Origin of the sequence: Kocuria rhizosphaericola (assembly GCF_044462205.1) — a bacterium.
In the GTDB taxonomy this organism is placed as follows: Bacteria; Actinomycetota; Actinomycetes; order Actinomycetales; family Micrococcaceae; genus Kocuria; species Kocuria rhizosphaericola.
Map to the genome: position 1 here is coordinate 1 of NZ_JBISWK010000135.1, position 10,221 is coordinate 10,221.

At 74.6% G+C, this 10,221-nt stretch carries 9 protein-coding genes; 6 read left to right on the forward strand and 3 right to left on the reverse strand.

Annotation, left to right across the window (positions count from 1 at the left end):
* Positions 1-52 precede the first annotated feature (52 nt).
* Complete coding sequence (locus tag ACH9D2_RS13800) at positions 53-355, reverse strand: hypothetical protein (RefSeq protein WP_396363380.1); 303 nt, start codon at positions 353-355, stop codon at positions 53-55.
* A 66-nt stretch (positions 356-421) separates the two neighbouring features.
* On the opposite strand from ACH9D2_RS13800, the gene ACH9D2_RS13805 reads away from it, so the two are divergent.
* Genes ACH9D2_RS13805 through xdhC form a run of 3 tightly spaced genes read left to right on the forward strand, consistent with a single transcriptional unit; the run spans position 422 to position 5,128 of the window.
* Positions 422-1,930, forward strand: a complete 1,509-nt coding sequence (locus ACH9D2_RS13805) for an FAD binding domain-containing protein (RefSeq protein ID WP_396363381.1) — start codon at positions 422-424, stop codon at positions 1,928-1,930.
* On the forward strand, positions 1,927-4,311 hold the full coding sequence (gene xdhB, locus ACH9D2_RS13810) for a xanthine dehydrogenase molybdopterin binding subunit (protein ID WP_396363382.1): 2,385 nt from the start codon (positions 1,927-1,929) through the stop codon (positions 4,309-4,311). The genes ACH9D2_RS13805 and xdhB overlap by 4 nt, the downstream gene beginning before the upstream one ends.
* A 1-nt stretch (position 4,312) precedes the next feature.
* The gene (xdhC, locus tag ACH9D2_RS13815; RefSeq protein WP_396363383.1) at positions 4,313-5,128 is read left to right on the forward strand and encodes a xanthine dehydrogenase accessory protein XdhC; all 816 of its coding nucleotides are present in this window, start codon (positions 4,313-4,315) and stop codon (positions 5,126-5,128) included.
* A 369-nt stretch (positions 5,129-5,497) separates the two neighbouring features.
* On the opposite strand, the gene ACH9D2_RS13820 is transcribed toward xdhC, so the two are convergent.
* Both ACH9D2_RS13820 and ACH9D2_RS13825 read right to left on the reverse strand, forming a co-directional pair.
* Positions 5,498-5,989: a nucleoside deaminase gene (locus ACH9D2_RS13820; protein WP_396363384.1), complete on the reverse strand. Its 492-nt coding sequence runs from the start codon at positions 5,987-5,989 to the stop codon at positions 5,498-5,500.
* Between the two features lie 213 nt (positions 5,990-6,202).
* On the reverse strand, positions 6,203-6,919 hold the full coding sequence (locus ACH9D2_RS13825) for an ArsR/SmtB family transcription factor (protein ID WP_396363385.1): 717 nt from the start codon (positions 6,917-6,919) through the stop codon (positions 6,203-6,205).
* 110 nt (positions 6,920-7,029) lie between these two features.
* Here ACH9D2_RS13825 and ACH9D2_RS13830 point away from each other — a divergent pair, with 110 nt between their 5' ends.
* From ACH9D2_RS13830 to ACH9D2_RS13840, 3 genes are all read left to right on the forward strand, one after another.
* The gene (locus ACH9D2_RS13830) at positions 7,030-8,328 is read left to right on the forward strand and encodes an MFS transporter (RefSeq protein ID WP_396363386.1); all 1,299 of its coding nucleotides are present in this window, start codon (positions 7,030-7,032) and stop codon (positions 8,326-8,328) included.
* A gap of 204 nt (positions 8,329-8,532) precedes the next feature.
* Positions 8,533-8,907, forward strand: a complete 375-nt coding sequence (locus tag ACH9D2_RS13835; protein WP_396363387.1) for a hypothetical protein — start codon at positions 8,533-8,535, stop codon at positions 8,905-8,907.
* Between the two features lie 167 nt (positions 8,908-9,074).
* The gene (locus tag ACH9D2_RS13840; protein ID WP_396363388.1) at positions 9,075-10,178 is read left to right on the forward strand and encodes an aminotransferase class V-fold PLP-dependent enzyme; all 1,104 of its coding nucleotides are present in this window, start codon (positions 9,075-9,077) and stop codon (positions 10,176-10,178) included.
* Positions 10,179-10,221: the final 43 nt, after the last annotated feature.

Sequence of the window (10,221 nt, forward strand, 5' to 3'; positions counted from 1 at the left end):
GTCCACGGCCCGGGGCCGTCTCTTCCCGCGCCCGGGCAGGGCCCCTGGTGGGTCAGCCGTGGACCAGGGACGCGTGGCCGACGAGGTTCTCGTCGAACGAGCCGGCCGCGGGGTCGTAGCCGTCACACGTGATCAGGCGCAGCTCGGGGCCGGACGGTGCCGCCCGGCGAGGACCCCGGGGCCCTCCGGGCACGGCCGTGCGGACGCCACAGGCCACCGGGATGTCCGAGGCGAGGGATTTCACGGGGACACCTTCGGGCCGGGAGCTCAAGTGCTTCTGCGACTCCGCGTCGTGGAAGGCTCCTTCTGCGTCGCTCAGGGGCAGGGCCGGGCGACCGGTGTAGTCTCCTGTCACGCCGAGTTCCTGCTGTGGCGTGCGTCACCGGGCACGATACGGACGCAGGACGACGAGGAGTGAGGCATGGACCGGATCCGCGTGACGGTCAACGGGCGGGAGCGCACCGGCGAAGGCGCCGGGCCCCACACCCGTCTGCTCGACTGGCTGCGGGCCGAGGGACTGACCGGCGCGAAGGAGGGCTGCGCGGAGGGCGAGTGCGGGGCCTGCGCCGTCCTCGTGGCCCGTCCGGACGGGCCCGGCCGGAGCCGCTGGACTTCCGTCAACGCGTGCCTGCCGCCCGCCGCCGCCTTCGACGGCCAGGAGCTCGTCACGGCCGAGGGGCTCGGCACGGCGGCCGGCGCCTGCACCCCCGAGCGGTTGCACCCCGTCCAGCGCGAGATGGCGGACCGGGGCGGCTCCCAGTGCGGCTACTGCACCCCCGGCTTCGTCTGCTCCATGGCCGCCGAGTACTACCGGCCCGAACGGCACGCCGCCGGCGAGGACGCCCCCCGCACCGGCACCGACGTCGTCGGGGCGGACCACGCGGCCGAGCGCGAGCGCGGCCCCAACGGGTTCGACCTGCACGCCCTGAGCGGCAACCTCTGCCGCTGCACCGGCTACCGGCCCATCCGGGACGCCGCGTACGCCCTGGGCGACCCGGAGGAGACCGACGCCCTGCGGCGGCGCCAGGCGGAGCCCCCGCCGCCGCCGCGGCCCACCCGGCTGGCCGCCGGCGACGCGGAGTTCGCCCGTCCGGCCGGTCTCGACGAGCTCTTCGAGCGGCTCCGGGAGCACCCCGACGCGCAGCTCGTCGCCGGGGCCACCGACACGGGCGTGGAGGCCAACCTCCGGCACGCCCGGCCCCCGCTGACGCTCGCCGTGGACCGGATCGAGGAGCTGCGCCGGATCGAGGTCGGCTCCGACCGGATCGAGATCGGTGCGGCACTGAGCCTGTCGGAGATCGAGCGGGAGCTCGCCGGCCGGGTCCCGCTGCTGGACCAGCTCTTCCCCCGGTTCGCCTCCCGGCTGATCCGCAACGCCGCGACCCTCGGCGGCAACCTGGGCACCGGTTCGCCGATCGGGGACTCCGCCCCCGCCCTGCTGGCCCTGGGTGCGTCCGTCGTGCTGGCCTCGGGCGAGCACGAGCGCGAGGTCCCCCTGGACGAGTACTGGACCGGCTACCGGCGCAGCGTCCGGCGCCCCGGGGAGATCATCCGCGCCGTGCGGATCCCCCTGCCCCTCGCCGAGCACTGCGCGTTCCACAAGGTCGCCAAGCGGCGCTTCGACGACATCTCGAGCGTGGCCGTCGGCATCGCCGTGCAGCTCGAGGACGGGGCCGTGTCCTCCGTGCGGATCGGCCTGGGCGGCGTGGCCGCCACTCCGGTCCGGGCGCGCGCCACCGAGGACGCGCTCACCGGCCGTCCCTGGGCCCGGGAGGGGGTGGCCGCGGCCGCCGCCACGATGGCAGGGGAGGGCACCCCCATCGACGACCTGCGGGCCAGCGCCCGGTACCGCTCGGCGATGCTGGAGCAGGCCCTGCTCAAGTTCTGGGCGCAGACGCCTGTCGACCCCGGCCCGGAGGTGTCCCCGTGAAGTCCCTCGCCGACCGTCCCGTCGACCCCGTGGTGGGCGTGCCCGTGGCGCACGAGAGCGCGGGCCTGCACGTCACCGGCACGGCGCTCTACACCGACGACCTGGTCGCACGCCAGCAGAACGTGCTGCACGCGTGGCCCGTCCAGGCCCCGCACGCCCACGCCCGTGTGCGCGGGCTGCGGACGGCGCCCGCCCTCGAGGTCCCCGGGGTGGTGCGGGTGCTCAGCGCCGACGACGTGCCGGGGGTCAACGACGCCGGCACCAAGCACGACGAGCCGCTGTTCCCGCGCGAGGTCATGTACCACGGGCACGCCGTGTGCTGGGTGCTGGGCGAGACCCAGGAGGCCGCCCGCCTCGGGGCGGGGGCCGTCGAGGTCGACTACGAGCCGCTGCCGTGCCTGCTCACCCTCACGGAGGCGATCGAGGCCGGGAGCTTCCAGGGGATGCAGCCCGTCGTCGGCCGCGGGGACGCCGGCGCGGCCCTGGAGGCCGCCGCCCACCGCTTCGGCGGGGAGCTCGAGTTCGGCGGGCAGGAGCACTTCTACCTGGAGACCCACGCCTCCCTCGCCCACGTCGACGAGGCCGGCCAGGTCTTCGTCCAGTCCAGCACCCAGCACCCCACGGAGACCCAGGAGATCGTCGCCCACGTCCTGGGCCTGGGCAGCCACGAGGTCACCGTGCAGTGCCTGCGCATGGGCGGGGCGTTCGGCGGCAAGGAGATGCAGCCGCACGGCTTCGCCGCCGTGGCCGCGCTCGGCGCCGTCCTCACCGGACGGCCGGTCCGGCTGCGGCTCAACCGCACCCAGGACATCACCATGACCGGCAAGCGCCACCCCTTTCACGCCCGCTGGGAGGCCGGCTTCGACGACGACGGGCACCTCCGGGCGCTGCGGGCGACCCTGACCAGCGACGGAGGCTGGAGCCTGGACCTCTCCGAACCGGTGCTGGCCCGCGCGCTGTGCCACGTGGACAACGCCTACTGGATCCCCGACGTCGAGGTGCACGGACGGATCGCGAAGACCCACAAGACCTCCCAGACCGCGTTCCGAGGCTTCGGCGGCCCCCAGGGCATGCTCGTGATCGAGGAGGTCCTGGGCCGGTGCGCCCCGCTGCTCGGCCTGGACCCCACCGAGCTGCGGCGGCGCAACTTCTACGTCCCCGGCCAGGCCACGCCCTACGGGCAGCCGGTCCGGCACGCCGAGCGGCTGCACACCATCTGGACGCAGCTGCTGGACCGGGCCGACGTCGACCGGCGCCGGGAGCGGATCGCGGCCTTCAACGCCGCCCACCCGGACCTCCGCCGGGCCCTGGCCGTGACTCCCGTGAAGTTCGGCATCTCGTTCAACTTCACGGCGTTCAACCAGGCCGGTGCGCTCGTGCACGTCTACAGGGACGGCTCCGTGCTCATCAACCACGGCGGCACCGAGATGGGCCAGGGCCTGCACACCAAGATGCGGCAGGTCGCCGCCACGGCCCTGGGCGTCCCCCTGGAGAGCGTGCGGCTGGCGCCCACCCGCACGGACAAGGTGCCCAACACCTCCGCGACGGCCGCGAGCTCCGGGTCCGACCTCAACGGCGGCGCCGTGAAGAACGCCTGTGAGCAGATCCGCGACCGGATGGCCGAGGTCGCCGCACGGCAGCTGAACATCCATCCCGACGACGTGCGCTTCGTGGACGGGCGGATCACCGGGATCGGCTTCACCGACCGGGACATCGCGTTCGCGGACCTCGCCCGGGACGCCTGGTTCCAGCGGGTGTCGCTGTGGGCGGCCGGCTACTACCGGACCGAGGGGCTGCACTGGGACAGCTCCCGCATGCAGGGCGAGCCGTTCAAGTACTTCTCCTACGGCGCGGCCGTCTCGGAGGTCGAGGTCGACGGGTTCACCGGCGCCTACCGGCTGCTGCGCACCGACATCGTGCACGACGTCGGGGACAGCCTCTCCCCGCTCATCGACGTCGGGCAGGTCGAGGGCGGCTTCGTCCAGGGTGCCGGCTGGCTGACCCTCGAGGACCTGCGCTGGGACGTCTCCGACGGGCCGCACCGGGGCCGGCTGGCCACCCAGTCCGCCAGCACCTACAAGCTGCCGAGCTTCTCGGAGATGCCCGAGGAGTTCAACGTGCACCTCTTCGAGGAGGCCACCGAGAGCGGCGTCGTCTACGGCTCCAAGGCCGTCGGGGAGCCGCCCCTGATGCTCGCCCTCAGCGTGCGCGAGGCGCTGCGCGAGGCGGCCGGCGCGTTCGGTCCCGGCGGCCGCAGTGTCGCGCTCGCCAGTCCCGCCACCCCGGAAGCCGTGTTCTGGGCGGTCCAGGAGGCACGCCGCGCGCTCCCCGCGGACGCCACGGACCCCGCCGCGGCACCGGCGACCCCGGCGGCGCGCTGACGTGGACTGGCTGGACGCGCTGCAGCACCTGCGCGCGGAGGCCGCGCCCGGGGTGCTCGTCACCGTGACCGAGGTGCGCGGGCACGCCCCCAGGGAGGCCGGGGCCAAGATGGTCGTGGCCGGGACGGCCACGTGGGACAGCGTGGGCGGCGGCAACCTCGAGGCGACCGTCGTCGAGCGCGCGCGGGCGATGCTGGCGTCCGGGGCGAGCGCGCCGGAGACCATGACCTTCTCGCTCCACGAGCACGCCGCCGTGGCGCACGGGCGGCAGTGCTGCGGGGGCGTGGTCAGCGTCCTGCTCGAGCCCCAGCGCGCCCGTCCGTCCGTCGCCGTGTTCGGCGTGGGGCACGTGGGGCACGAGCTCGCCCGGGTGCTGTCCCGGCTGCAGCTGCACCTGCACCTCGTGGACAGCCGGCAGGACCGGCTGGACCCCGCGCGGCTGGCCGACGTCACCGGCGGGACCGCGCAGGTCCACCTCCACCACAGCCCGGTCCCGGAGAACGTGCTGGCCGCGCTGCCGGCCGGTGCGCACGTGCTGATCATGAGCCACGACCACGCGGAGGACTTCCTCCTCTGCGACGCCGCGCTGCGCCGGGACGACCTCGGCAGCGTGGGCCTGATCGGCTCCCGGGCCAAGTGGTCGCGGTTCCGGGTGCGGCTGCGGGAGGAGGGGCACGACGCCGCCGCCCTCGAGCGCATCACCTGTCCCGTCGGGCTCCCCGGCATCCCGGGCAAGACGCCCGCGGTCATCGCCGTCAGCGTGGCCGCCGATCTCCTCCGGACCCTCGCCGCTTCGGAGGGCCTCCCGAGCGCCTGAGCAGCACGCGTCCGGCCGACGCCCGGGGACCGTCGAGCCGCTGCGCGGACGCCGTCCGGTGCGGCCCCCGGCCCTGGTCCGGGCCGGAGGGAGGCGCCGCCCTCGAAGGATCAGGACGAGGGCGGCGCCCGGAGAGTCCGGTCGGCTGTGCTCCGGTGTCCCCCCACGTGCATCGCACATCGGACCCGTGAGCCGGCCTTGACCCGTCGAGGCCAGGTTACTGACTTGTAGGTCCGGGTCCACCATTTCGTAAGGCGGCTCACACTCCGGTCGGTTTCCGCTCCGACGTGCGGGGACGGCCCCCGGGAAATCGGCGCGACTGCGCCGCGCAGCGTGTCCGCGGGACGGCTGGGACGCGCTCCGGGGAGCTCAGTAGGCGGTGCGCGCGGCGTTCCGGGCCCAGGCCTCGAACGGCTCGGTGCGCTCGTCGAGGGCCACCGGGCGCACCGGCAGGGACCGCTCGTGCTCCGGCTTGGCGAAGTACTCGTAGAACTCGGCGTCGTCGAAGCCGCCGGAGGCCGCGTCGTGGCGGTCCGCGGCGAACCAGACGGCGTCCAGCCGGGCCCACAGCGAGGCCGACAGGCACATGGGGCACGGCTCGCAGCTCGTGTAGAGGGTGGCGCCCGAGAGGTCGAAGGTGCCCAGCTCACGGCAGGCGTGGCGGATCGCCATGACCTCGGCGTGCGCGGTGGGGTCGTGGTCGGCCGTGACGCGGTTGACGCCGGAGAAGCGGCGCCCGTCCGTGGTGACGACCACGGCGCCGAAGGGGCCGCCGTCGACGGCGGCGTTGCCCACCGCCAGGTCGATGGCCTCGAGCAGCAGCTGCCGGGCGTCGGGCGGCGGGGTGGGGCGCGTGTCCATGCGGATCTCCCGGGGTGGGCGCAGGGGCCGCCGTGGAGCACCCCGGGCGCGTCGGGGACGTGCGCCGAGGGGCCGCTGCGTCGTCGATGATGCGGTTCCGCCTGGTGGGCGTCCCGGGGATCCGGACCCGCCGTGGGCTTGTCGAGAGGTTACCGAGGAGTGTGCTCGACCACAACGGGCGCGGCGACGGAGTGCGCCCGCCGGCGCCCGGCCTCACCCGCCGGACCCCGCCGGCCCTCGGGCGACCCGGCCGGTGTCCACGGGCAGCTCGTCCAGGCGCCACTCCAGCAGGCCGTCCTCGAGCCGGCGGGCCCGTCGCCCCCGGGCGCGCAGGAGGTCCACGGCCTCGTGGGCGAGCACGCACCAGGCGCCGCGGCAGTAGGCCACGACCTCCTGCTCGGCCGGCAGCTCGTCCAGGCGCTCCGGCAGCTCCGCCAGCGGGATCGAGACCGCCCCGGGGATGTGGGCGGCGGCGTACTCCTCGGGCGGCCGGACGTCCAGGACCGCGATCTCCCCGCGAGCGGCTCGGGCCAGCAGCTCGTCGCGGCTCACCTCCCGCTCGGCCGTGCCCTCCCCGGCGAGGGCGCCACCGGTGCCGAGGTAGTCCTCCCGGGCCCGTTCCACCTCGGCCACGCGGTCGCCGGCCACGGTGCGCAGCTGCTCGTAGAGGCGTGCCACGTCCAGCCCCGCCAGGTCGTAGTGGATCTTCGTCCCGTCCCGGCGGGTGGTGACCAGCCCGGCCTGCTTGAGCACCTGCAGGTGCGCCGACGCGGTGCTCAGCCCCAGGCCCGCGGTCGCGGCGAGGTTCTCCACGCTGCGCTCGCCCTGGGCCAGGAGGTCCAGCAGCTCCAGGCGTTTGCCGTTGCCGAGCGCCTTGCCCACCCGGGCCAGCTGCTCGAAGAGCACGGTCTTCTTCCGCCGGTCTCCCATCCGCTCCTCCAAAGATTTGTGGAATACTGTCAAGAACCATGTTCCATGTTTCTTTGGAACATGAGCGTACTCGCCGTCCGGCGGGTCCACGACACAGGAGGGAGCCGATCATGGGCCGGCGCACCAGCCCCAGCGGCACGAATCCGCCCCTCCGCCTCGGGCTGCGCGCCAACGCCGCCCAGTTCACGCTCCTGGTGGCGGTCAACGCCCTGGTCGGCGGCATGGTCGGGCAGCAGCAGACCGTGCTGCCGCTGCTGGCCGAGGACGAGTTCGGGCTCACCGGCTACACCTTCATCTTCACCTACGTCGCCGCGTTCGGGATCACCAAGGCGATCGCCAACTGGTTCGCCGGCACCTTCTCCGACCGGTACGGGCGCAAGCCCGTGCTGCTGGCGGGCTGGCTCTTCGCCGTGCCGGTGCCGCTGATGCTGATCTGGGCCCCGGACTGGTGGTGGGTCGTGGCCGCCAACGTGCTGCTGGGCATCAACCAGGGCCTGACCTGGTCCACCACCGTGGTGATGAAGATCGATCTCGTGGGCCCGACGCAACGAGGCCTGGCGATGGGGCTCAACGAGGCCGCCGGCTACGGCGCCGTGGCCGTCACCTCCCTGCTGGCCGGCTATCTGGCGGAGCAGTACGGGCTGCGCCCGGCCCCCTTCCTGCTGGGCCTGGCCTACACCGCCCTGGCGCTGCTGCTCTCCGGGGTGTTCGTGCGTGAGACCCGTGGTCACGCCCTGCTCGACGCCGGCCGGCACACCCCCCGCGCCGACGGGATGCACGACCACCTGCACGCGGAGCTCACCGACCGCCAGATCATCGCCCAGACCAGCCTCAAGGAACCGGCCCTGTCCTCGGCCAGTCAGGCGGGCCTGGTCAACAACCTCAACTTCGGGCTGTCCTGGGGGCTGTTCCCGCTGCTGTTCGCCACCGCGGACCTCACCGTGGCCCAGATCGGTCTGCTCTTCGCCCTGTATCCCGGGGTGTGGGGCGTGGGGCAGCTGGTCACCGGGGCGCTCTCGGACCGGGTCGGGCGCAAGCACCTGATCACGGCCGGGATGAGCATCCAGGCCGCGGCCCTGGTGCTCATCGCGCTGGGCGAGGGCTTCGGCGGCTGGGCCGCCGGCACGATGCTGCTGGGGGCGGGCACCGCGATGGTCTATCCGACCCTGCTGGCGGTGGTCGGCGACGTCGCCCACCCGGTGTGGCGCGGGCGGGCCGTGGGCGTCTACCGCGTCTGGCGCGACCTGGGCTACGCGGTCGGGGCTGTCCTCGGCGGGATCGTGGCCGACCTGCTGGGCCTGCAGGCCGCCGTCTGGGCCGCCGCGGGCGTCAGCGCGGTCTCGGCGCTGGTCGTGGCGGTGCGGATGTACGAGACCCACCAGCCGGTCCCGGCGGCCCCGCGGGACTGAGTCCGCCGGGCGGAGTGTCCACGGAGTCCCGGGCGCCCTCGGCGGGACCGGCGGAGCAGGGGCCCGCCTCGGGGGTCCCGTGGGCGGTCGCTAGAGTGGGAAGCACCCACCCGCCGCGACGGGACCGCACCCACCGGGCCCGCGCCGGCCCGGTCGCCCCGCCGGCGACCTGAATCCCGAGCTCACCAGGAGGGCACTCCTCCCATGGCCGATCTGTTCGACTTCAACCACGGCGGCGCCACGCATCCCGGCGCGCGCGCCGCCGTCCACCCCGGAGCGGACTTCGGCGAGCACGTGGTGCTGTACACCGTGGTCGCCGAGACGGACGAGCACATCGTCCTCGACGACGGCTTCACCTACGACAAGCGCACCGGTGTGGTCCTGGGCCCCTCGGGACGCCCCACGCTCCAGAACCGCATGACGGCCACCGAGGGCAGCGCGATGTTCGCGTCCTGGTCCGGGATCGCCCGGCTGCCCCACCGGCCGGTCCCGGACGGCGCCCCGGGCGGCGGCTCGGCCCCGCCGGGCGCACCGCAGCGACGCATCAGGACGCTGCTCCGCCGCCTCGGACGTCGGTGACGTCGCCGGCGCTCGGCGGGGCGCACCGGCTGCGAGCCCGGGTGCCGCGGCGGAACCGGCGGGCCGGCCGGTCCGGGGCGGCAGGACCGTGCGCTGCCGGCCTCCGGTGCAGGCAGGTCATAGGCTGGTCGGCGGACCTGTCCACCCGTTCCCCCGAGGAGTGCACCGTGCCCCTGACCCAGCGACACCTGTTCGGCCCCGGCCCGTCCAACCCCTATCCGGAGGCCACGGCCGCGCTGGGCCATCCGCTGCTCGGTCACCTGGACCCCGCCTTCCTCGACATCATGGACAGCGCCTGCGACGGCCTGCGCACGGTCTGGGGCACGGGCAACCGGCGCACCCTGCCGCTGAGCGCCACGGGTTCCGCCGGGATGGAGGCGGCGTTCGTCAACACGGTGGAGGACGGCGACGTCGTCGTCGTCGCCGTCAACGGGCTGTTCGGCGAGCGCATGTGCGACGTCGCGGCCCGGTGCGGCGCTGAGGTGGTGCGCGTGGACTTCCCCTACGGGGAGCCGATCGATCCGCAGCGCGTCGCGGAGGCGCACCCGTCCCCCAAGATCATCGCGGCCGTGCACGCGGAGACCTCCACGGGCGTGCGCTCCGACATCGCCGCGCTGGGCGCGCTCAAGGGCGACGCCCTGCTGCTCGTGGACGCAGTCACGTCGATCGGGGGCATCGAGCTGCGCGCGGACGACTGGGGCGTGGACCTCGGCTACGCGGGAACCCAGAAGTGCCTGGGGGTCGCGCCGGGGCTGGCGCCGTTCACGATCTCGGACGCCGCGTTCGAGCGCCGGGTGCGGCACCCCCGCTCCTGGTACCTGGACCTGGGCATGCTCGGCGGCTACGTGGGGGAGGCCCAGGGCCGCGCCCGGACCTACCACCACACCGCGCCCACGGCGATGATCGCGTCCCTGGACGCCGCGCTGCGCCGGATCGCCGAGGAGGGCCTGGAGAACGTCTGGGCCCGCCACCAGGCCGCGGGGGACGCGCTGCAGGCGGGCCTGCAGGACATGGGCCTGGAGCTGTTCGCGGCCGAGGGGCACCGCCTGCCGGAGCTGACCACGGTCAAGGTGCCGGAGGGCGTCGACTCCGCCTGGGTGCGGGCCTATCTGCTGGAGCACTTCTCCGTGGAGATCGGGGCGGGCGTGAAGGAGCACGCGAACACGGTGTGGCGGATCGGCCTGATGGGCCCCAATGCGAGCTCCGGGCCGGTGGCCCTGGTCCTGGGTGCCCTGCAGGAGGCGCTGCGGAACGTTCCCGCCCTGGTGTGACCCGCCCCTCCGCCCTCTGGCCACGACCCGCCGAACTCACCGG